The organism is Antarctobacter sp. (assembly GCF_048262615.1).
In the GTDB taxonomy this organism is placed as follows: Bacteria; Pseudomonadota; Alphaproteobacteria; order Rhodobacterales; family Rhodobacteraceae; genus Antarctobacter.
Genome location: NZ_JBLXFB010000002.1, coordinates 53751 through 74686 on the forward strand (window position 1 = coordinate 53751; position 20936 = coordinate 74686).

The 20936-nt window shown below is 63.8% G+C and carries 22 protein-coding genes; 10 read left to right on the forward strand and 12 right to left on the reverse strand.

What is annotated here, in order from left to right:
• Positions 1-118: 118 nt before the first annotated feature.
• Complete coding sequence (locus ACN0S5_RS02375) at positions 119-721, forward strand: alpha-ketoglutarate-dependent dioxygenase AlkB family protein (RefSeq protein WP_417205600.1); 603 nt, start codon at positions 119-121, stop codon at positions 719-721.
• A gap of 121 nt (positions 722-842) precedes the next feature.
• Here ACN0S5_RS02375 and ACN0S5_RS02380 read toward each other — a convergent pair whose 3' ends face one another.
• Genes ACN0S5_RS02380 through ACN0S5_RS02390 form a run of 3 tightly spaced genes read right to left on the reverse strand, consistent with a single transcriptional unit; the run spans position 843 to position 2941 of the window.
• A complete protein-coding gene (locus ACN0S5_RS02380) occupies positions 843-1445 on the reverse strand; it encodes an SH3 domain-containing protein (RefSeq protein WP_417205602.1) in 603 nt (200 codons plus the stop codon).
• 14 nt (positions 1446-1459) lie between these two features.
• Positions 1460-2053: a COG3650 family protein gene (locus ACN0S5_RS02385; protein ID WP_417205604.1), complete on the reverse strand. Its 594-nt coding sequence runs from the start codon at positions 2051-2053 to the stop codon at positions 1460-1462.
• A 57-nt stretch (positions 2054-2110) separates the two neighbouring features.
• On the reverse strand, positions 2111-2941 hold the full coding sequence (locus ACN0S5_RS02390; protein ID WP_323767446.1) for an ABC transporter permease: 831 nt from the start codon (positions 2939-2941) through the stop codon (positions 2111-2113).
• 126 nt (positions 2942-3067) lie between these two features.
• Between ACN0S5_RS02390 and cysQ the strand changes: the two genes are divergently transcribed.
• The 8 genes from cysQ (at position 3068) to ACN0S5_RS02430 (ending at position 12482) form a co-directional block, all read left to right on the forward strand.
• Positions 3068-3865: a 3'(2'),5'-bisphosphate nucleotidase CysQ gene (cysQ, locus tag ACN0S5_RS02395; RefSeq protein WP_417205605.1), complete on the forward strand. Its 798-nt coding sequence runs from the start codon at positions 3068-3070 to the stop codon at positions 3863-3865.
• 8 nt (positions 3866-3873) lie between these two features.
• A complete protein-coding gene (locus ACN0S5_RS02400; RefSeq protein WP_417205607.1) occupies positions 3874-5097 on the forward strand; it encodes a glycosyltransferase family 2 protein in 1224 nt (407 codons plus the stop codon).
• A 140-nt stretch (positions 5098-5237) separates the two neighbouring features.
• The gene (gene galU, locus ACN0S5_RS02405) at positions 5238-6128 is read left to right on the forward strand and encodes a UTP--glucose-1-phosphate uridylyltransferase GalU (protein ID WP_417205609.1); all 891 of its coding nucleotides are present in this window, start codon (positions 5238-5240) and stop codon (positions 6126-6128) included.
• A gap of 5 nt (positions 6129-6133) precedes the next feature.
• Positions 6134-7117: a UDP-glucose 4-epimerase GalE gene (gene galE / locus ACN0S5_RS02410; protein ID WP_417205611.1), complete on the forward strand. Its 984-nt coding sequence runs from the start codon at positions 6134-6136 to the stop codon at positions 7115-7117.
• The gene (locus ACN0S5_RS02415) at positions 7098-8285 is read left to right on the forward strand and encodes a glycosyltransferase family 4 protein (protein WP_417205612.1); all 1188 of its coding nucleotides are present in this window, start codon (positions 7098-7100) and stop codon (positions 8283-8285) included. The genes galE and ACN0S5_RS02415 overlap by 20 nt, the downstream gene beginning before the upstream one ends.
• An 82-nt stretch (positions 8286-8367) precedes the next feature.
• Positions 8368-9348: a glycosyltransferase family 2 protein gene (locus tag ACN0S5_RS02420; protein WP_417205614.1), complete on the forward strand. Its 981-nt coding sequence runs from the start codon at positions 8368-8370 to the stop codon at positions 9346-9348.
• Positions 9345-11045 carry a beta-1,6-N-acetylglucosaminyltransferase gene (locus ACN0S5_RS02425; protein ID WP_417205616.1) on the forward strand — a complete coding sequence of 567 codons (1701 nt, stop codon included), beginning with the start codon at positions 9345-9347 and terminating at the stop codon, positions 11043-11045. The genes ACN0S5_RS02420 and ACN0S5_RS02425 overlap by 4 nt, the downstream gene beginning before the upstream one ends.
• A gap of 6 nt (positions 11046-11051) precedes the next feature.
• A complete protein-coding gene (locus ACN0S5_RS02430) occupies positions 11052-12482 on the forward strand; it encodes a nodulation protein NodH (protein WP_417205618.1) in 1431 nt (476 codons plus the stop codon).
• 1 nt (position 12483) lies between these two features.
• Here ACN0S5_RS02430 and ACN0S5_RS02435 read toward each other — a convergent pair whose 3' ends face one another.
• From ACN0S5_RS02435 to ACN0S5_RS02470, 8 genes are all read right to left on the reverse strand, one after another.
• Positions 12484-13101, reverse strand: coding sequence for a peptide chain release factor-like protein (locus ACN0S5_RS02435; protein WP_417205620.1), 618 nt, complete (start codon positions 13099-13101; stop codon positions 12484-12486).
• Positions 13098-14225, reverse strand: a complete 1128-nt coding sequence (locus tag ACN0S5_RS02440) for an RNA ligase RtcB family protein (RefSeq protein ID WP_417205622.1) — start codon at positions 14223-14225, stop codon at positions 13098-13100. The genes ACN0S5_RS02435 and ACN0S5_RS02440 overlap by 4 nt, the downstream gene beginning before the upstream one ends.
• A 271-nt stretch (positions 14226-14496) precedes the next feature.
• The gene (locus ACN0S5_RS02445; protein ID WP_417205624.1) at positions 14497-14961 is read right to left on the reverse strand and encodes a PTS sugar transporter subunit IIA; all 465 of its coding nucleotides are present in this window, start codon (positions 14959-14961) and stop codon (positions 14497-14499) included.
• Positions 14962-15021: 60 nt separating this feature from the next.
• Positions 15022-15585 carry a ribosome hibernation-promoting factor, HPF/YfiA family gene (gene hpf / locus ACN0S5_RS02450; protein ID WP_417206059.1) on the reverse strand — a complete coding sequence of 188 codons (564 nt, stop codon included), beginning with the start codon at positions 15583-15585 and terminating at the stop codon, positions 15022-15024.
• Positions 15586-15875: 290 nt separating this feature from the next.
• On the reverse strand, positions 15876-16634 hold the full coding sequence (lptB, locus tag ACN0S5_RS02455) for an LPS export ABC transporter ATP-binding protein (protein WP_417205626.1): 759 nt from the start codon (positions 16632-16634) through the stop codon (positions 15876-15878).
• Positions 16634-17143 (reverse strand): LptA/OstA family protein, encoded by a 510-nt coding sequence (locus ACN0S5_RS02460; protein WP_417205627.1) that lies wholly within the window; start codon positions 17141-17143, stop codon positions 16634-16636. Before ACN0S5_RS02460 ends, lptB begins: the two co-directional genes overlap by 1 nt.
• A complete protein-coding gene (locus ACN0S5_RS02465; RefSeq protein WP_417205628.1) occupies positions 17140-17754 on the reverse strand; it encodes a hypothetical protein in 615 nt (204 codons plus the stop codon). The genes ACN0S5_RS02460 and ACN0S5_RS02465 overlap by 4 nt, the downstream gene beginning before the upstream one ends.
• A 13-nt stretch (positions 17755-17767) precedes the next feature.
• The gene (locus ACN0S5_RS02470; RefSeq protein WP_417205630.1) at positions 17768-18382 is read right to left on the reverse strand and encodes a ribonuclease D; all 615 of its coding nucleotides are present in this window, start codon (positions 18380-18382) and stop codon (positions 17768-17770) included.
• Positions 18383-19373: 991 nt separating this feature from the next.
• On the opposite strand from ACN0S5_RS02470, the gene ACN0S5_RS02475 reads away from it, so the two are divergent.
• Positions 19374-20063 carry a sugar transferase gene (locus ACN0S5_RS02475; protein WP_417205632.1) on the forward strand — a complete coding sequence of 230 codons (690 nt, stop codon included), beginning with the start codon at positions 19374-19376 and terminating at the stop codon, positions 20061-20063.
• 26 nt (positions 20064-20089) lie between these two features.
• Here ACN0S5_RS02475 and ACN0S5_RS02480 read toward each other — a convergent pair whose 3' ends face one another.
• Complete coding sequence (locus tag ACN0S5_RS02480) at positions 20090-20893, reverse strand: FAS1-like dehydratase domain-containing protein (protein ID WP_417205633.1); 804 nt, start codon at positions 20891-20893, stop codon at positions 20090-20092.
• Between the last annotated feature and the right edge of the window lie 43 nt (positions 20894-20936).

Sequence of the window (20936 nt, forward strand, 5' to 3'; positions counted from 1 at the left end):
GTTCGGAGGACATATAAGGAGGGGTCCTTGAGGCTGCAAGCGTCGTGATGGCGGCAATTCTCGGGTTTTCTGTCTCTGGCCGCTTGGCATCTACAGGGCAATCCTTGACAACCGCCTTATGACGGCACCGATCACGCAAAAAGGCTTTGTCATCCACCCCGGATTTCTGGACCGCACGGCGCAGGAGGCACTGGTGGCGCGGCTGCGCGCGGTGCTGGCCACGGTCCCGCTGTTCACGCCGCGCACCAGACGCGGGCCGATGTCGGTGCGGATGAGCGCGGCGGGGACGTTTGGCTGGATCAGTGACACGCGCGGCTATCGTTATGACACGCAGCACCCGGACGGAATCGCCTGGCCTGCCATACCGGACGAGGTGTCGGCGATCTGGCAGGCGGTGTCGGGCTGCGCCCGCGCGCCCGAGTGCTGTTTGATCAACTGGTACGGTGAGGGGGCACGGATGGGCCTGCACCGCGATGAGGACGAGGCCGACCTCACCTGCCCGGTGGTGTCGGTGTCGCTGGGCGATGACGGGCTGTTCCGCATGGGCAACGTCGCGCGCGGCGGGCGGACGGACTCGATCTGGCTGAAATCCGGCGACGTGGTGGTGATGGGCGGCGCGGCGCGGCTGGCGCATCATGGCGTGGACCGCATCCGGTTCGGATCATCGACATTGCTGCCGAACGGTGGCCGCATCAACCTGACACTGCGGGTGGTGACATGAGCGGGAAAGCCGCTTCGAAGCGGCTTGGGTCAAGCGGTTTGAAAACCGCTTGCCGAACGCGGTTTCAACCGCGTTGATCAAGGCTCTTCGAAGAGCCTTGGACCCGGCCGGACCCTTGCCCCTACTCGGACAGGTGGCAGCAGCCGGACAGCACATAGCCCTCTGGCCCGGTCACGATGACCGTGGCATCAAACCCGTATTCATTGTCGGACATGCCGTTGTCGCAATAGCTCCGGGCCACCACAACCGACAGGTCACGCGCGCCATCCGCCCCTTGCAGAACCCATTTCTCCAGCGGGTTATACGCCCGCTGCAAGAGGCCGACGGTAAAGATATCGCCAAACTCGTAATTGACCGGCGTCTTGACCGTGGCGCTTTGGCCCTGCCGGATGTCGATGTCCCAGAACGGCTCTGTCCCGCCGCAGATCAGGCGCGGCGCATTGCCGATACCGCCATCCACGCGCGGCGCAAGATACCGCATCGAGGTCCAGCCCACAGTCTCGGGGACATTGACCAGACCCCAGTTGCCTTCGACCCGAATCACCTCGACCGCGCGGGCGTCATGGGCCAGCTCCCCGACAACCGGATGACTGGCCCCCGGACCCGCGCGCACGTTCAGCACGTCATCGGCAGCCACGCCCGCCACATCGTGCAGGCGCGGATACTCGCTTTGGGCCGCGGCGGCGGTGCCGAGCAGCAGCACAGCGCACAGACAGCGCAACACCCCCGCCACCCCGATCATTTCATGTCGAGAGAGCAGCAGCCGGTATAGACCTGCGTGTCATACCCGCCGATCACCACCGAGCCGGAAAAGCCAAAGACATAATCCGACATCCCGTCCGAACATTGCGTGTGGTTCAGCACCAGAGCGACGTTCTCCCCCAGTTTGCTGCCCAGCAGCGCATGTGGCGCGTCGCGGCTGATCGCCGTCACCAGTTCGCCCACCTTGAACGCCTTGTCGTCATCGTCCGGGCGGGTGAATGTCAGGTTTTCGCCCACCACGGTCGCGCTCCAGAACGGTTCGGTCCCAAAGCATTTGTACTGATAGCCGGCGGGCAGTTCGGTGCCCTCCTGTCGTTCCATCGAGTCCAGCGGCACCCAGCCCGACAGGCCCTCGACGTTCACGCGGCCCCAGCCGTCGTCCTCTTCGACAACTTCCACATGTTTGGCGTCGAATCCCAGCGCACCGATCACGGTGCCGTTTTCCGTGGGGCGTGTGCGCATGTTCAGAACATCGCCCTCGTCAACGCCGGTGACATGGTAAAGCGCGGGGAATTCCTGCGCCGAAGCCGCCCCTGCGAGGCAAATCAGTAGTGCTGCAAATTTATTCATTTCACTCTTCTCACTCTTCCCTAAATCCGCCGGAAAACCGCGGGGAGAGCGGGCGCGTCAGCGGCGCGCACTCCACGAGGCCGAGGCGTGCTTGCGGGTGTAGAACTCACCCATGAGACCAATCATCACCAGAATGATACTCAGATAAAAAGCATATTCCCAGTCGGAATTCCGGGGGTTGTAATCCACAAAAGCGTATCCCCGCGACTGGTCGATGGTGTGGAACAGGGGATTCCAGTCGAACATGACCAGCATGGAACTGGGCAGCGTGTTGGCAACGAACATCTTGCCCGAGGCGATCATGTTGGCACGCTGGTACACCGTCGAGATGATGCTGACAGGCGTGGGAAACCACGGCTTGACCGCAAGAAAGACCAGCCCGATGGCGGCACCGGAAAACCACGACAGGATGACCATGGCCAGACAGCCGATGGGGTCGTGAATGTCCTCCATCACGAAGGGATTGAAGGCCACGTCGTAGACAAACAGAATCGCCACCAGCGACAGGATCTGGATATACAGCGTCGACACCATGGCTGAGATGATGGCGATGGCGGTGTTCATCGGCGCGTGCTGCATCATCGGGCTGGCCGGCCCCTCGGACGAGGACACCGCGCCTAGTGTCTTGGTATGGGTCATGAACAGGAACACGCCGGTCATGATGTAGACCATGAAATCGCCCCGCAGCGCGGCGCTGCGCATCCCGAGGATCTGGAACATGAAATAGAAGGCGAGGACAAAAATGATTGTCTGCAACATGTTCATGAAGATCGCCATGAAGGCGTTGCCATGGGTCTTGCGTACCGAACGGACCGAATTGTGGTAGATCAGCTCAAGGATATAGACGAAGGATTCCAGCCGGGACCGGGGTCGAGTAACCTGAAACATGCTGCCTGCTCCGGATGCGTGCCCGCGACAGGCCGCACACTTGCTGTTCTTGTTGTCCGGCACCATAAGGCGCGCGAGCTTTCAAATCAATAAATCCGCGCAGGCCGCGCGTGTTGGAGCGTTGCAATGAATTATTCCGAACTGACCACCGTGATGCGCCGTCTGGCTCTGGAAGCCGGAGAGAAGATCATGGAGATTTACAACTCCGACGATTTCGAGGTCATGGTCAAATCCGACGACAGCCCCGTCACCGTTGCCGATCAGGCCGCCGATGCGCTGATCTCGGAGGGGCTGCGCGCGGCATTTCCGGATGCGGCGCTGGTGACAGAAGAGCAGGCCGACAGTCATGACGTCACCGCCATGACCTTTCTGATTGTCGATCCGCTGGACGGCACCAAGGAATTCATCAAGCGGCGCGGCGATTTCACCGTCAACATCGCGCTGGTCGAGGACGGCGTGCCGACGCGGGGCGTGGTCTACGCCCCCGCCAAGGGCCGCATGTTCTACACCGACAGCGTCGGCAAATCGGTCGAAGAGACCGGTCCCTTTGACCTTGAAACCCCCGGTGAAACCACGCCGATCAAGGTCACCGATCCGGACAATTCCGCGCTGATGGTCGTGGCGTCGAAATCGCACCGCGATCAGGCCACCGACGATTACATCGCCAAATATGACGTCAAGGACATGACCAGCGCGGGGTCGTCGCTGAAGTTCTGTCTTGTCGCCACCGGCGAGGCCGATCTGTATCCGCGCCTTGGCCGCACGATGGAATGGGACACCGCCGCCGGACACGCGGTGCTGCATGGCGCGGGCGGTCGCGTGGTGCGCTTTGACGATCACACCGCGCTGGCCTATGGCAAGGAAGGCTTCGCCAACCCCTTCTTCATCGCCTACGCTCCGGGTGTGGATCTGAAACAAGGCTGAGCCCGCCCATGACCCCGCCGGTCAGCATCGTCATCGTCAGCCGGGACCGCCCGGCGGCCCTGATGCGATGCCTGACCGGGGTGGCGCAACTGGACTACGCGCCCTTTGAGGTCATCGTCGTCGCCTGCCCCGCCGGGGCCGACACGGCACTGGCGCGGCCCGATGCCGCCACCATCAAGCTGATCCGCTACGATGAGGCCAATATCTCGGTCGCGCGCAACCTTGGCATTGCCGCCTCGGCCGGTGAGATCGTGGCCTTTATCGACGATGACGCGGTGCCGGAACCGCTGTGGTTGCGGCACCTGACCGGGCCGTTCAGCGATCCGCAGATTGCTTGCGCGGGCGGCTATGTGATCGGGCGCAACGGCATTTCCTTTCAGTGGACCGCGCGCAGCGTCGACCGGACCGGCACGGCGCATCCCTTGGCCCTGACCGGTGACGCGCCTGTGGTTCCGGCACCGCCCAAGGGGCACGCGGTCAAGACCGAAGGCACCAACATGGCCGTGCGGCGTACGGTGCTGGCCGCGCTCGGCGGCTTTGACCCGGCGTTCCGCTTTTATCTGGATGAGACCGATCTGAACCTGCGGCTGGCTGCTGCGGGCCACCACACCGCGCTGGTGCCGCTGGCGCAGGTGCATCACGGTTTCGCCGAAAGCCCGCGCCGCAACCGCGACCGCAGCCCGCGCGACCTGACGGAAATCGCCGCCTCTCAGATGGTTTTCCTGCGCAAACATTGCCCGGAGCCGGACCGCGACACCGCATGGCGCGCCTTTGAGGCCGGGCAGCGCGCGCGCCTGTTGCGGTTCCTGCAACGCGGCCCATTGGACCCGCTGGATGTGGCGCGGCTAATGCGCGGATTGCGACGGGGGGCCAAGGACGGCATCGCCCGCGCCTTTGGCGCGACCCCGGCCCTGCCCGCGCCGCAACAGCGGTTTCTTCCGTACCCCGGACGCCCGGACGCCCCGCGCCTGCGGCTGGGCGGCAGACCATGGCAGGCCGCCCGCCTGCGCGCCAAGGCCGCAGAGGCCGCATCGGACGGCGCCATCGTCAGCCTGTTTCTCTTTGCCCCCAGCGCCCGACGCCACCGGGTAGCGTTCACCTCCGAAGGGATATGGCAGCAATCCGGCGGGCTTTTTGGGCAAAGCCTCCGGAACGGTCCCGCGATCCGCATGCGGCGCTTTTCTTCTCGCCTCTCATCAGAGATTATGCGAGTGCAGAAAGTGCGCGGATAGTGCGCCTCTGCGGGTCACGCACCCGTCACGACGACATATTGGGAACACAACTTTACCTAAGTTTTTTGCCATCCCGTACGATAAGGCCACCACAAAAGGCGGCCGAACGGGCCAAGCGGCAAGAACAGATGGAGACTTAAATGACAAAGAAGGTCACCAAGGCGATCTTTCCTGTGGCAGGGCTTGGCACCCGTTTTCTTCCAGCCACCAAATCCGTTCCAAAGGAGATCATGACGCTGGTCGATCGCCCATTGGTGCAATACGCAATTGATGAGGCCCGCGCCGCCGGGATTGAAGAATTCATTTTTGTCACCTCGCGCGGCAAAGGCGCGCTGGAGGATTATTTCGACGTCGCCCCCCAACTGGAAGAAGAACTGCGCAACAAGGGCAAGGATCAACTGCTGGATATCCTCCGGAACACCAATATGGACAGCGGCGAGATTGCCTATATTCGCCAGCACAAGGCGCTGGGCCTTGGCCATGCCATCTGGTGCGCGCGCCGCCTGATCGGGAATGAGCCTTTTGCCGTCATGCTGCCGGACGACGTGATTGCCGCCGAAAAACCCTGTCTGCAACAGATGGTCGAGGCCTATGAGCACACCGGCGGCTGCATGGTCGCCGCGATGGAGGTGCCGCAGGACCGTGTCAGCGCCTATGGCGTGCTCGACGTTTCCGAGGACATGGGCCACATGGTCAAGGTGCAGGGCATGGTCGAAAAGCCGCCCGCGGATCAGGCCCCGTCGAACCTTGCGGTGATCGGCCGCTATATCCTCAGCCCGGATGTCCTCAAACATCTGGAAAATCCCCAGACCGGCGCCGGTGGCGAGATCCAGTTGACCGACGCCATCGCCAAGGAAATCGACGCCAGCGGCGTCTATGGCTACCGCTTCAACGGCCAGAGGTTCGACTGCGGGTCCAAGGCCGGTTTCCTACAGGCCACCGTGGCCTTCGGTCTGGCGCGCGACGATCTCAAGGAGGATCTTGGGGCCTATCTCGATGAACTGGCCGTGACCCGCAAGGCAGCGGAATAAGGGCCGTGTCGCATGTTCTGGTCACGGGCGGCGCGGGCTATATCGGCAGCCACGCCTGCAAGGCGCTGCGGGCGGCGGGCTTTACGCCCGTCACCTATGACAACCTGTCCACCGGCTGGCAGGACGCGGTCAAATTCGGCCCGTTCGAACGCGGAGCCCTGTCAGACCGCGCCCGTCTGGATGAGGTCTTTGCCAAGTGGCAGCCGGTGGCGGTCATGCATTTCGCCGCCCTCAGTCAAGTGGGTGAGGCGATGGCCAAGCCCGGCCTCTACTGGCGCAACAACGTCGAAGGCTCATTGACCCTGATCGAGGCCGCCTGCGCTGCGGGCTGCCTCGACTTCGTGTTCTCCTCGACCTGCGCCACCTACGGTGAGCATGACAATGTCGTGCTGGACGAAAACACCCCGCAAGTGCCGCTGAACGCCTATGGCGCCTCCAAGCGCGCGGTGGAAAACATCCTGCGCGATTTCGGCGCCTCGCACGGTCTGAAATCGGTGATCTTTCGCTATTTCAACGTCGCGGGCGCCGACCCCGAGGGCGAGGTGGGCGAACATCACCGCCCGGAAACCCATCTGATCCCGGTCATGCTGGAGGCGATTGACGGCAAACGCCCCGGCCTGACGGTGCATGGCACCGACTATGACACCGATGACGGCACCTGCATCCGCGACTATGTGCATGTGATGGATCTGGTGGACGCGCATGTGCTGGGCTTGAAATGGCTTCAGGACAGCAAGGGCAGCCGGGTCTTCAACCTTGGCACCGGGCGCGGCTTTTCCGTGCGTGAGGTGATCGAGGCGGCGGGCCATGTCACCAATCTGGCGGTGCCCTGCACCGATGGCCCGCGCCGCGCCGGGGATGCCACCAAACTGGTCTCCGGCTCGACCCGCGCAAGCGAGGAACTGGGATGGCAGCCGCAGCGCTCGACCATGCCGCAGATGATCGCCGATGCGTGGCGCTGGCACAATAATGGACATTACGAAACGTAACCGCCTGCTGGACCTGACCCGGCTGACCAGCCGGGCGGGCCGTCCTTTGACCGGGGTCGACCGGGTCGAATTTGCCTATCTGTCCCATATGTTGCGACACGGGCCGTTGTGGGGGCTGGTACGGACCTCGCTTGGGTACGTGCTGCTGGACGTCGCCGGCTGCGCCGCGTTTCGCGACAAGGTGCTGTCGCAGGACTGGGGACCGGCGGACCGGCTGTCGCGGATCAAGCGCGGGCTTGACCCAATGCGCGCGCGGGCCGAGGCCGACCTGCGCAGGCTCTGCGTCGCGCGATGCCTGCCGCTGCGCCTGTCGGCCATGCTGCGCCGCCATCTGCCCAGCGGCCTGACCTATGTGAACACCGGCCACACCAACCTGACCGACCGAGTGCTTTCGGCGCTGCGCGGCCTCGACGCGCGCGTTTCGGTCTTTGTCCACGACACCATCCCGCTGGACCTGCCGCAGTACCAGCGCCCCGGCACGGTCGAACGGTTCCGCCATTTCCTGATGCGGACGGCACGCCACGCCGATCTGATCCTGTGCAACTCGCACCAGACAGAGGACGATCTTGCGCGCCATCTGGCCCCGGACCGCGTGCCGCCCATGATCTCGGCCCCGCTGGGTCTGGACCTTTGCCAGCCGACAAAGGCCCCGCAGGGGCCGTGGACCGCCCCCTATTTCGTCACCCTCGGCACCATAGAGCCGCGCAAGAACCATGCTCTGCTGCTGGATCTGTGGGACGACATCCCCGAGGCCCACCTGCTGATCTGCGGCAGCCGCGGCTGGGAAAATCACGCCGTTTTTGAGCGCCTCGATGCCCGCCCGCCCCGCGTTCATGAACTGCCCGGACTGGACGACGGACAGGTCGCCGCCCTGTTGCAGGGGTCCGCCGGATTGCTCTTTCCCAGCCTCGCCGAGGGCTATGGCCTGCCCCCGGTCGAGGCTGCGGCGCTGAACGTGCCGGTTCTGGTAAACGATCTGCCGATATATCGCGAGGTTCTGGGCGACATTCCCGTTTACGCAAATGTTTCCGACCGCTATCTTTGGCGCAAAGAAATCAACCGGATGGCTGCGGACCACCTGTCAGGTCAGACCCGCGCGGAACAGGCCCCGCGCTTTGCGCCTCCCTCATGGAAGGCGCATTTCAAGGCGGTCTTAACCCTGACCTGATAGCCGACACCCGGAACAGGCGCTGACACGGCGCGCGGCAAGAGGCAACGCTTTGGGCGCATGGCAGGCATACCGACTCAGGATGCAGCGGAAACGCTGGCGCATCCGCGCATTCCGCAAACGGCGTGAATTGCGTCCGGTTGCCAACCGTACCGATCTGATCCGCCCATCGGACGTGCTGCTGTTTTCGACCCAGCGTAACGAAGGCATCCGCCTGCCCTATTTCCTGCGTTATTATCGCAATATGGGCGTGAACCACTTTTTCTTTGTCGATAACGACAGCACGGATGGTTCGCTCAATTACCTTGCGGACCAGCCCGACGTTTCGGTCTGGACCACGCGGGCGAGCTATAAACGCGCGCGGTTTGGCGTCGACTGGCTGAACTGGCTGCTGATGCAACACGCGCACGGCCATTGGGCGCTGACCGTCGACCCGGATGAATTCTTTTTGTATCCGTTCTGCGACACCCGCCCGCTCAGCGCGCTGACCGACTGGCTGGATGCCTCTTCGATCAAATCCTTCTCGGCCATGTTGCTGGACATGTACCCCAAGGGGCGGATCGACCTGCACCCCTATCGCCCCGGTCAGGACCCGCTGGAAATTGCCAGCTGGTTCGACGCGGGCAATTATTCGATCCAGCGCAATCCGCAATTCGGCAACCTGTGGATTCAGGGCGGGCCGCGCGCGCGGGTGTTCTTTGCCGACAAGCCCAAGCTTGCGCCAGCCCTGAACAAGGTGCCGCTGGTGAAATGGGACCGCCGCTATGCCTATGTATCGTCCACCCACAACCTGCTGCCGCGCGGGCTGAATCAGGTCTATGACGAATGGGGCGGCGAAAAGGCCAGCGGCATCCTTTTACACACCAAGTTCCTGTCGACCTTCACCGAAAAAGCCGAAGAAGAACTGAGCCGCAGCCAGCACTACGGGGCCAGCCGCGAATACATCGCCTATGCAGAGGCGGTGAAGGACAACCCGGACCTGTGGTGCAAATGGTCCGAGAAATACATCAACTGGCGCCAGCTTGAGATCCTTGGCCTGATGTCGAAAGGCAACTGGGCATGAGCGTGGGGGTCGTCATGCTGGTCCACACCGCCTTTGACCGCGCCGAACAGGCCGCCCGGCACTGGGCACACGGCGGCTGTCCGGTGGTGATCCATGTCGACGAAAAGGTAACCAAGGACCGTTTCCGGGCCTTCAGACAGACGCTTGCCGATCTGCCCGATGTGCTGTTTTCCAAACGCCACCGCTGCGAATGGGGGACTTGGGGATTGGTCGCCGCCAGTCAGGACGCGTCAGAACTGATGCTGGAGCGTTTTCCCGATGTGCGCCACGTCTACCTGTCGTCCGGGTCCTGTCTGCCGCTGCGTCCGGTGGCGGAGCTGCGCGACTATCTTGCCGACCGCCCGCGCACCGATTTCATCGAAAGCGCGACAACCGCCGATGTGCCGTGGACCGTGGGCGGGCTGGACCATGAACGCTTTACCCTGCAATTCCCGTTCTCATGGCGCAAACACCGCTATCTGTTCGATAAATTCGTCGATCTGCAACGCGCCGTTGGCTATGCCCGCCGTATCCCCGCCGGGCTGACGCCACATATGGGCAGCCAATGGTGGTGCCTGACGCGCCAAACCCTGTCCGCCATCCTCAAAGACCCGGAACGCCCGCGCCACGACCGCTATTTCCGCCACGTCTGGATTCCGGACGAAAGCTATTTCCAGACCCTTGCGCGGCTCTATTCGACCCAGATCGAAAGCCGCTCGTTGACCCTGTCAAAGTTCGACTTTCAGGGCAAACCGCACATCTTCTATGACGATCACCTGCAACTCCTGCGCCGGTCGGACTGCTTTGTCGCGCGCAAGATATGGCCACGCGCCAATCGCCTCTATGAGGCGTTCCTGACCGATCCCAACAGCGCCCAGCAACGGCAGGAACCGAACCCGGGCAAGATCGACCGCATCTTTGCCAAGGCGGTGGACCGCCGGACCCGGGGCCGCCCGGGCCTGTACATGCAAAGCCGGTTCCCGCGCCTTGGCTGGGAAAACGGGGTGACGGCCGGGAAATACTCTGTTTTTCAGGGCTTTGCCGACTTGTTCCTTGGGTTTGAGGCGTGGCTGGCCAAATCCACCGGGGCGCAGGTTCACGGCCATCTCTATGCCCCCGACCGGGCCGAATTTGCGGGGCGCGAAACGGTTGTCGCCGGGGCCTTGTCGAACAATGCGCTGTTACGCGATGAGAACCCCAAGGCGTTTCTGACAAACCTTCTCTGGAACACGCGCGGTGAGCGGCAGTGCTTTCAATACGGACCATCGGATAACCCGGCCGTGCTGCGCCACATGACGCTGGACCCGAATGCCCAAATCAGCGTGATCTCTGGGGCCTGGGCGGTGCCGCTCTATCAATCCAAGGCGGACTTCGCGGAAATCCGGGCAGAGGCCGCGCGCCTGCAACGGATAGAGGCCACGATGCTGGACGAATTGCGCAGGCCCGACACCAAGGCGCGCATCCGGACATGGACGATGGCCGATTTCATCGAGGCCCCGATGGAGCCGCTGCAAACGCTGATCGACGAGATCGGGCAAAAGAACGCCCGCCGTCTGGCCGAAGCGCCGCGCATGGTGGACCTGACCGGTTTTGGCCAGTTCCTGCAAGACCTCAAGAATCAGGGAATGCACCCCTATCTGATGGGCGATTTCCCGGTGGACCCGGTTCCGCACAACCGCCCCGGCACAACCCGAAAACCTTACCTCGTCAGGAAATGATCCTCCATGTCCCAGCCCTTCGATTGTTTCGTGATCTTTGCCGAGATGCGGACCGGGTCGAATTTCCTAGAGGCGAACCTGAATGCCTTTGACGGGCTGACCTGCCACGGTGAGGCATTCAACCCGCATTTCATCGGCTATCCGAACACCGACCATATCCTTGATGTCACGCTGGAAGAGCGTGACCTTAATCCCGCCGTCCTGCTGGACCGCATTCGCAGCGGCACGCCAGAGGGGCTGGGCGGGTTTCGCTATTTTCACGACCACGACCCCCGCGTGCTGGAACCGCTGCTAGAGAACCCGCGCGTGGCCAAGATCGTGCTGACCCGGAACCCGGTCGACAGCTATGTCAGCAAAAAGATCGCCCAGGCGACCGGCCAGTGGAAACTGACCAACGTCAAGCGGCGCAAGGATGCGCAGGCGCGGTTTGACGCGGCGGAATTCGAGGCGCATCTGGCCGCCCTTCAGGACTTTCAGGTGACTCTGCTGCGTGCGCTGCAAACCAGCGGGCAAACCGCCTTTTACGTCGCTTATGAGGATCTACAGGATCTCGCCGTCATGAACGGGCTGGCGCAATGGCTGGGGATTCCGGCGCGGCTGGACAGCCTGAACACCGCGCTGAAACGGCAGAACCCGCAACCGGCGGCGGAAAAGGTCGAAAACTACGCCGAGATGTCCGCCTCTCTGGCGCGGCTGGATCGGTTCAACCTGTCGCGCACGCCGAATTTTGAACCCCGGCGCGGCCCGGTGGTCCCTACCTATGTGGCCGCGCAGGAGACGCCGCTGCTGTACATGCCGATCCGGTCGGGGCCGGAACGGGCGGTCCGTCACTGGCTGGCCGCGCTGGACGGTGTCAAACCGGGCAAGCTGTCTGACAAGTTCACCCAAGGGTCATTGCGCGGCTGGAAACGCGACCGCCCCGGCCACCGCAGCTTTACCGTGATCCGGCACCCGCTGGCGCGCGCGCATGATGCCTTTTGCTCCAAGATCCTGACCACGGAAAAGGGCAGTTTTCCGGGCATCCGCAAGGTACTGCGCCGCGCCCACAGCTTTCCCATCCCGGAGGGAGAGCCGGGGGCCGATTATGACGTGAATGCCCACCGTGAGGCCTTTACCGCGTGGCTGTCGTGGGTCCGGGCCAACCTCAACGGCCAGACCGCGCTGCGTGTCGATGGCCACTGGGCCACGCAGGCCCAGTGCCTTGAGGGGATGGCCGAATTCACCCTGCCGGACATGATCGTCCGTGAGGAAGAGATGGAGGCATACCTGCCCGCCCTCGCCCTACAGGTCGGGCACCAGAACCCGCCCGACCCCGTCGCCGTCCCCAACAGCGCGCCGTTTTCGCTGGCCGAAATCTACGACAACCAGATCGAGGCGCTGGGGCGCGAGGCCTATCAGCGCGATTACGTGATGTTCGGCTTCGACGACTGGGCCTAAGCTACCCGCCGCCCCGTTCGACAAAATCCGGCCCGTCAAAGGTCCGGACCGGTGCGCCGCGCTGCACCTGATGATGCAACCAATGCGCCTGCCCGTCGCGGGTGGCCTGCGCTTCGGCGGCATCGGCATCGGCCAGCGCCTGAAGGCGCGCCAACGCCAGCCGCCGGTTCTGATGTTGCGAGCGTTCGTCCCGCACCACCACCGCATAATCCCCCCAGCGCGCGCGGATCGCGCTGGAGGTCTTGTTCTGGTGCTGGCCACCCGGACCGCCGGCGCGGATCGCAACCATCTCGACCGCGCGCGGGTCGATCGCCGCACCGCCCGCCGCATCCGGCAGGCGGAACACCTGCACAAACCAGCTTTTGCGCCTGTGTTTGGGTCGCAGCGTGCTGGCACAGCGCCACAGCAGCGCGCCGTGCCAGCGCGTGGCCAGTTCACCGGCGCGCCGCCCCGACAGCACCGCCACCGCAGAGACCGGCCCGTGACGGCCCGCGCGGCAGACCAGATCCAGCGCAACACCCCGCTCTGCCGCCTCTTGCGACATGCGCGCCAGCACATGGCCAACGGCCTGCTGGCACTCTCCGGGGCCATTCCCGCTGGAGATCAACAGCGTCGTCATCCCCGGCCTCCCTTGCTGGTCTTGAAGGTGAGCAACGGCGCAAAGGCCGCCACCGCATGGGCAAGGCCAAAGGCTTCGAGATCGCGCAGCACGGCACCCGCATCCTTGTAGGCACTGCCCGCCTCTTCGATCAGCAGATCGCGGTCGGCACAGATCACCCGCCCGCCAAAGCGGGTCTTGCGCATCGCCTCCAGTTCCGATTTCACCCGCCGGATGCGCCCGTGCATTGCCGCGCGGTCATACCGCCGCCCGGCCCCGTGCGAGACAGAGCCCAGCGCCTCTGGCGGGCCTTCCGGCACCGCCATCAGATAGCTGAGGCTGTCGCGCGATCCGGCCAGCGGGGCCAACCCCCGGTCCGGGGCAGCGGCCCCCTTGCGGTGCAGCCAGCCATCGGGCCGCCGTTCCAGATGGTTGTGCGGCGCGTCGCAGATCAGCCGCGCCTCACAGCGCAGCGCCTCTGCCGCCCGCCCGGCGATCAGCGCCCGGTTCACCCGCGCCCAGACCTGCGCCGCGTCGTGCAAGGCCACATAGGCCTCCGCCGCGTCGCTGCCCGGCAAAAAGCCCTCGGCCCAGGTGTCACTGATGCCGGTGAACACACCCGCGCCCTGCCCGCGCGACCCGGTATGGACCAGCAGGCAGAGGTCGCCCGCCTGCAACCCCAAACCGGAGGCCGTGGCGGCATCCGCGATCTTGTCGACCACCTGCACCTCGCAGAAATGGTTGCCGCCACCCAGCGTGCCCAGCCCGCAAACATCCAGTTGCACGGCGCGGGTGCCGGACAGCGCGGCGGCCCCGGTGTCGGCGTCCACGCCTGTCTCAAGCGCCTCCAGCCGACGCGCGGCCTTGTCCAGCTTCAGCTTGCGGCGCGGCAGATCCAGCCGGAACAGCGCCATGCCACAGCCGATGTCCGGGCCGATGAGTTGCGGGTAAATCCGGTCGGCCAGAAACGCCCCGCCCACCGGGCCAAAGCGGCCCGGATGCAGGTCGGGAAAGCCCGCCACGGCGCGCATGCCGGGCCAGCCCGCAACCTCACGCAATTGATCGACCGCCCGGCCTTCGATCCAGGCGTCGTCAGAATAGAATTCAGCGACACGCACCGGTGTCTGAATGGGAAAATTGCCCATAGCTCCGTCTTTCTCATGCAGAGATGAGCGGCCGAAAGGCCGCAAGACGGATCGTCAGATGGGCTGGAAAAGCGCCCCGCAGGGCGGAACGGTCAGCGGCCCCGACGATCCGAGGAAATGGCGTCAATATGAATAGCGGTCATCTGCGGCCCTCCTCTGATATCGGGTGTGACTGTTATCGGGTGTGACTGTGTGGCGGATGGATACCCCGCTGGCGCCGGGACGCCAACGGGGGAATTCCAGACCTGTGGGGCGCTGTGGCCCCGATGCCTCAGGCGGCCTTTTCGGCCTCGGCGGCGGTCAGGATGGTATACAGCGTGGCCGGCACCGGATTCGCCCGCAGCTTGGCGCACAGACCGGGGTTGCGCAGGCTGCGCGACACAAGGGCCAGCGCCTTGAGATGTTCAACCCCGGCCTCTTCCGGCGCGAACAGCCCAAAGACGATATCCACCGGCTGCCGATCGACCGAGTCAAAGTCGATGGGCCGTTCCAGCAGGATGAAAACCCCGGTCACCGCGTCCACCCCGTTGATCCGCGCATGCGGCAGCGCGACACCGTGGCCGACACCTGTCGGCCCCAAAGCCTCACGCTCCATCAACGCCTCAAGGATACGCGGCGCGCTGAGGCCATAGGCGCTTTCAGCAAGGTCAGAGACATCATGCAACAGGCGTTTCTTGCTGGAGGTCGCGGATACGACTTTCACAGCAGTCGGCTTGATGAGATCGACAAACTTCATGGGTCTTGCCTGTGTCTGAGGCGCATTCGTCGCGCGGATCGGGGTCCGGTGGGGTGATCCTTATGGATCGATCCAGCCGATGTTGCCATCATCCCGCCGGTATACGACGTTCACGCCATCCTTCTTTTCGTTTCGGAACACAAGGACCGGCGCACCTGCCAGTTCCATCTGCATCACGGCCTCCCCAACCGACAGCGACGGGATCTGTGTTTGCATCTCCGCCACGATCATCGGCTGAAGCGTCTCGGGCTCGTTGTCCCCCGAATCCGCTTCGGTGGCGAGGATATACGAGGCTGCCCCAAAATGTTCAACCGGGTCGGGCCGGTCCTTGTGATGGTCCTTCAACCGGCGCTTGTACCGGCGGAGCTGTTTGTCCATTTTTTCGGCGCAGGACTCGAACGCCGCATAAATTTCAGTCGCACTTCCCTTTGCGGCCGCGTTCAGCCCGCTCGACAGGTGAACGATCGCTTCGCAATGATATTCATGAGCCGCCTTCGAGAAAACCACCGTCGCGTCGGTCGGGCGCTGACCGTACTTGTCCAGCACGCTGCCCAGTTCGGTTGTGACATGCACCTGAAGTGCCTCGCCGATGTCGATGTGTTTTCCCGTGATCTGATAGCGCATCATTTGTCCTTTTCTTATGCACCCGAACGCCGACACGGGGACCGGGCCCCGCCGCGACGTCACAGGTTCAGGGAAGGCGCATTGCCGCGGAATGCGTGCAGAGAGCCTCGGAACCGAGGAGCCCGCAAAGTCGCCATGCCGCGTTACAAAGCACCATAGTGATATTTGACTTGGAAACCGCCGGTGCTGTCAATGGAAACCGCTACGGGAAACCACGACATCTGGCGACAAAGTGTTGCTGACCACCTTTGTCTGCACCCACAGACGCTTAGGGTCAGCATCCTTCGGTTCTAACCAAAGCGAAAGTTTTCGCCCAGATAGACCCGGCGCACGTTTTCATTCTGGACAACTTCCTCTGGTGTGCCGGACATCAGTACCTGACCGTCGTGCAGGATATAGGCGCGGTCGACGATCTCCAGCGTTTCGCGGACGTTGTGATCGGTGATCAGCACGCCGATGCCCCGCGTCTTGAGATCGGACACAAGGTGGCGGATGTCGCCCACGCTGATCGGATCGACCCCGGCAAAAGGTTCATCCAGCAGCAGATACTTGGGGTTGGCCGCAAGACAGCGCGCGATCTCGACCCGCCGCCGCTCACCGCCCGACAGGGCCAGCGCCGGGGCGCGGCGCAGGTGTTCAATCGAAAATTCGCCCAGCAGTTCCTCCAGACGTTCCCGGCGGCGGTGGACGTTCTTTTCGGCGATATCCAGCACCGCGCCGATGTTGTCCTCGACACTCAACCCGCGAAAGATCGACATTTCCTGCGGCAGATAGCCGATGCCAAGACGCGCGCGGCGGTACATCGGCAGAAAGGTCGCGTCGTGCCCGTCAATCAGGACTTGCCCGCCTTCGGGATTCACCAGCCCCGCAATCGCGTAAAACGACGTCGTCTTGCCCGATCCGTTTGGCCCCAGCAACGCCGCCACTTCGCCGCGATCCACCCGCAGACTCACGTCGCGGATCACCACCCGTTTGCGATAGCTCTTGCGCAGGTGCTTGACCCGAAGGCCGCTGTCGCCCTCGGTCACGCTCAGGTCAGGACGCGCCACTACGGTTGCCCCTGCGGTGCGGTGCCGTCCGGGCTTTGCTGCAACACGGTGCGCACGCGGCCCGTCATCTGCGCGGTGCCGTCTCTCAGGTCGACAACCATGCGCTCCGCCGTCAGGGCGCTGGGGCCCTGCGTCAACAGGACGTTGCCCGACATGATGACCTTGCCACCCTCGATGTCGTAATCGGCGCGCTGCGCCTCTGCCGCCTCAGAGCCGCTGACCAGCGTCACGCCGCCGGTGGCCTCCATGCGTTTGATCCGCCCGGCCTGCTGGGCATAGACCACCAGCACCCGTGGCGCGGCAAGCCGCATCTGGCCCTGCGCGATCAACACATTGCCGGTATAAAGCGCGGTGCCGTCCGACTGGTTCACCCGCAGCGCGTCGGCGGTCACCTCGACCGGGGCGCTGGTATCCTGCTGCAATCCGCCGAACGCCACCTCCGCCCCTTGTGCGGCAACGCCCAGCGGCGCGAGGGACAACAGGACGGCGACAGACAGACAACGGATCATTCGGCAGCACTTTCTTGTTCTGGCGGTTGATATACCAGCTTTACGCCGCCGGAAAACATCAATTGCACCGCGCCGTCGTCGCCGTCCGGGGCAATCCGCAGATGTCCCGCCTCAAAACGGCCCAGCGGCCCGTCCCCCTGCACGGGTCCAAGGCTCTCGGCCTCGATCCGGTCAAGGCTGGACACCAGCCCCTCGGTCCGCAGCACATACCCCTGCGAGCTTTCGATCCGCACCCCGCCCTGCATCATCGCCTGCCCGTCGCCGTCGTTCAGCGTGGCCTCGACGGCATCCACAAGGATCTCGCTGCCATCCGACAGCCGCATCCGCGCGGCAAGGTCATCGGCGCGGATCTGGCCGCCGTCCAAGGGCCGCACGCTTTTGGCGGTCACGCTCAGCACGTCGCCCCGTGGCGTCGTTCCGGCGAAAAACGGCGCGCTGACCCGTTCGTCGGCGGCGCTTTTTTGCAACTCCTCGACAAAGGGGATGTTCTGCAACGGCTCCGTCGACCGCGACAGCAGAAACAGCGTCGACAGCATGGCAAGGGCGGCAAGCGGCAGCAGGATCTTCAGCCAGGCGATCACCCGTGAATACAGTCCGTCGCCCCGTCTCATGGCCTACCCCGGCTCAGGCGTGTGCAAAGATGTCGGTGTCCGGCCATCCCTCAAGGTCAAGGATCGCGCGGGTCGGCAGAAAGCCGAAACAGGACTGCGCGATCTCAAGCCGTCCTTCACGCTCCAGCATCCCGTTCAGTGCGGTGCGCAGGCGGTGCAGGTACAGCACGTCAGAGGCGGCATAGTCCTGTTGCGCATCGGTCAGCTCGGCCGCGCCCCAGTCGCTGGACTGCTGTTGCTTGGAGATGTCGACGCTCAGCAGTTCCTGTGTCAGCGCCTTCAGCCCGTGCCGGTCGGTATAGGTCCGGACCAGACGGCTGGCGATCTTGGTGCAATAGACCGGTGCCGCCAGCGCGCCAAAGGCATGATACATGGCCGCGATGTCGAACCGCCCGAAATGAAACAGCTTCAGCACCTCCGGGTCGGTCAGCAGCCGCGCGAGGTTCGGCGCTTCGGTCTGGCCCTTGGCGACCTGCACCAGATGCGCGTTGCCGTCGCCCCCCGACAGTTGCACGAGGCACAGCCGGTCCCGGTGCGGGTTCAGGCCCATGGTCTCACAGTCGATGGCCACCACCGGCCCAAGATCCAGATCGTCCGGCAAATCGCCCTGATACAGATAATTCGTCACGATCCGCCCTTTTTTGCCGCGCCTGCTTTCCGGCCCGACATATCCGCGCCCCCGCCCGCTTTCAACTCTGCCCTGCGCCGCCGTCTGGCCACAATTTGCGGGTTGATGGCCAAAATGCGGCATATCAGCGGCGACATTGGGCGAATCGGTGACACGATCATGACCCGATTCGGGCGGGATTATGACCACTCGCTCGCGTTTTACTCACTTTTGAAACATTCCGTGAACTGAGCAATTCCCCTTAGGATTGTCGTGGCGTCGATCTCTCCCTGACAGCATTCCGTAAGGTCATCCCGCCGCCGCATTGGGCGTCAATGTGCGATTCTGCGCTCGAAACAGAGGGCCGACCAAGCGGACTCTTGCCGGTTATTGTTTCCGACGCTCAATCCAGCCCATTCATGCGCGGGGAACCGCCGATGTAATCGAACCGCCTTCAGACATTGTTTTGCGATTTATTAAGAACTGTCCCTGAACCGGAAACAATTTTCGAAATGTTTTGGGAGAATTGTTTCACGACTCCTGACCGCGCCAAGGCCGCCGCGCGGCGGTCGGACCCCGCTGTCCGACTCTCAAAAACGCGCACATCCGGCACAGGCCAAACCCAATCCGTCGCGGTCCCGCCGCGCCGACGGCACGTCGTGCAACCTTCGCCTGTCGCGCGATTTTCACCTTTAAGTTGTGCGCCGTCACGCTCATTGACGGAGCCACCCCAAGCGCGCCATAACCTGTTTGACGAATGCGTCCGCCTCATTTTGGACCCATTCTGTTTAACACGGCACTTGGGGGTTGGTGCTTCCACTTTGGGGGTATCTGGTTAAGTTTGCGGCGGTATCTGCGACATAAGATCCAGTGACATTGTTCCGGGCTTCGGCCCATCCGCCTTCCGGGGGGACACGCGAATTGCGTGCCATGGCGTAGCTATGTCCTGATCTCAAGACGCATCGGCGCGCTTATCCATGCTCTCGTCAACGCATGACGTCAGGAGGTCATCGTGACAATGCATCTGCGCCAGCCGCTGCCATCGGCTCGGATTGAAAAGCTGATCACAGAGGCCCTAACCGTCCGCTCCGGGCCAACCCTGTATCGTGACCTGTTCAAACGCACCCTGGACATCGCCATGGTGCTTGTCGCGGCGCTGCCCACCCTGCTGATCGTCGGTCTTGTGGCTTTGATCATCGCCCGTGACGGGCATTCGCCGTTCTATTTCCAGAAACGGCTGGGCCGCAACGGGCGCAGCTTCAACATCTGGAAATTGCGCAGCATGGTGCCGGACGCCGACACGCGGCTGAACGACTATCTGGCTGTCAACCCGGCGGCGCGCGCCGAATGGGATCGCACCCAGAAACTGCGCCACGACCCGCGGATCACCCGCATCGGGCGGCTGATCCGGAAGACCTCGATTGATGAACTGCCGCAATTGTTCAACGTGCTCAAGGGCGACATGTCGCTGGTCGGCCCGCGCCCGATGATGCCCTGCCAGCGGGATATCTATCCCGGCACCGCCTATTACGCCATGCGTCCGGGGATCACCGGCTATTGGCAGGTGTCGGTGCGCAACGAAAGCTCGTTTGCCCAGCGCGCCGGGTTCGACACTGCCTATCTGGAACAGCTTTCGCTGCTCAACGACCTGCGGGTGCTGTTCAAGACCGTGCGCGTGGTGCTGCGCGGCACCGGCTGCTAGGCAGCGCCCCTCCGGCCCACCTCGGTTCAGTGTTCGACGGTCGCGACCATACATTGCCGCCCGTCCGGTCCGCGCACCCACATGTCCTGCCCGCACCGGCACAGCGTCGCCGCCTCGTCATGCATCAGGGGCGCGGTGGCGCGGAACGTGAAGGCACGCACCGGCGCTGCGTCCTCGGCCATCAGCAGCAGCCCCTGCGCCAACAGCGGGCCATGCACCACCAGCCCGCCGTAGCCTTCGACCGCGCGCGCATAGTCAATGTCATAGTGAATGCGGTGGCCGTTGAAGGTCAGCGCCGAATAGCGAAACAGCAGCGTCGTGGAAAACGCCATCGCGCGGCGGGTTTCTTCGTCGTTGCGGGCCATGGGCGGGATCGGGGCCTCCGCCTCTGGCGCTGCGTCTTCGCGGTAGACCAGATCCTGCCGTTCGGTCAGGCAAAGCTGCCCGCCCTGCCAGATCTCATGCGCCAGCGTGACAAAGCCCAGCGGCCCGCTGCGCCCCTGTTTCAGCGTCACATCCGCCACCCGAGAGCGTTTCTCCGCCATATGGCCCGCGCGCAACCGGGCGTGGAAATGCAGCGCCCCACCGGCCCACATGCGCCGGGGCAGGCCAAGATCCGGGATCAGCCCGGTGCCCACCCTGGGGTGCCCGTCGCGGCCCAGCAGGCCGGGCGGCTGTGCCTCCCAGAAATAGATCTGGTGAAAGAACGGCGGCAGGGCATCGCCCGCGTCCACCCCCCGCCCCAGACCCAGCGCAACCGCCAGCGCATTTGCCCGGTCCGGGTCCATTACATCGGTTTGACGACTCTCGGCCTGCACGCCAGTCTGCATGGGCTTCTCCTGTGACTTGCGCGGGTTATTCCAGCCCCGCCGC

Bases quoted from the DNA above. Each gene is read 5' to 3' on its own strand.
- ACN0S5_RS02375 (WP_417205600.1), top strand. From the start codon at position 119: ATGACGGCACCGATCACGCAAAAAGGCTTTGTCATCCACCCCGGATTT.
- ACN0S5_RS02385 (WP_417205604.1), bottom strand. From the start codon at position 2,053: ATGAATAAATTTGCAGCACTACTGATTTGCCTCGCAGGGGCGGCTTCG.
- ACN0S5_RS02390 (WP_323767446.1), bottom strand. From the start codon at position 2,941: ATGTTTCAGGTTACTCGACCCCGGTCCCGGCTGGAATCCTTCGTCTAT.
- cysQ (WP_417205605.1), top strand. From the start codon at position 3,068: ATGAATTATTCCGAACTGACCACCGTGATGCGCCGTCTGGCTCTGGAA.
- ACN0S5_RS02400 (WP_417205607.1), top strand. From the start codon at position 3,874: ATGACCCCGCCGGTCAGCATCGTCATCGTCAGCCGGGACCGCCCGGCG.
- galU (WP_417205609.1), top strand. From the start codon at position 5,238: ATGACAAAGAAGGTCACCAAGGCGATCTTTCCTGTGGCAGGGCTTGGC.
- ACN0S5_RS02415 (WP_417205612.1), top strand. From the start codon at position 7,098: ATGGACATTACGAAACGTAACCGCCTGCTGGACCTGACCCGGCTGACC.
- ACN0S5_RS02420 (WP_417205614.1), top strand. From the start codon at position 8,368: ATGCAGCGGAAACGCTGGCGCATCCGCGCATTCCGCAAACGGCGTGAA.
- ACN0S5_RS02425 (WP_417205616.1), top strand. From the start codon at position 9,345: ATGAGCGTGGGGGTCGTCATGCTGGTCCACACCGCCTTTGACCGCGCC.
- ACN0S5_RS02430 (WP_417205618.1), top strand. From the start codon at position 11,052: ATGTCCCAGCCCTTCGATTGTTTCGTGATCTTTGCCGAGATGCGGACC.
- ACN0S5_RS02435 (WP_417205620.1), bottom strand. From the start codon at position 13,101: ATGACGACGCTGTTGATCTCCAGCGGGAATGGCCCCGGAGAGTGCCAG.
- ACN0S5_RS02440 (WP_417205622.1), bottom strand. From the start codon at position 14,225: ATGGGCAATTTTCCCATTCAGACACCGGTGCGTGTCGCTGAATTCTAT.
- ACN0S5_RS02445 (WP_417205624.1), bottom strand. From the start codon at position 14,961: ATGAAGTTTGTCGATCTCATCAAGCCGACTGCTGTGAAAGTCGTATCC.
- hpf (WP_417206059.1), bottom strand. From the start codon at position 15,585: ATGCGCTATCAGATCACGGGAAAACACATCGACATCGGCGAGGCACTT.
- ACN0S5_RS02460 (WP_417205627.1), bottom strand. From the start codon at position 17,143: ATGATCCGTTGTCTGTCTGTCGCCGTCCTGTTGTCCCTCGCGCCGCTG.
- ACN0S5_RS02465 (WP_417205628.1), bottom strand. From the start codon at position 17,754: ATGAGACGGGGCGACGGACTGTATTCACGGGTGATCGCCTGGCTGAAG.
- ACN0S5_RS02480 (WP_417205633.1), bottom strand. From the start codon at position 20,893: ATGCAGACTGGCGTGCAGGCCGAGAGTCGTCAAACCGATGTAATGGAC.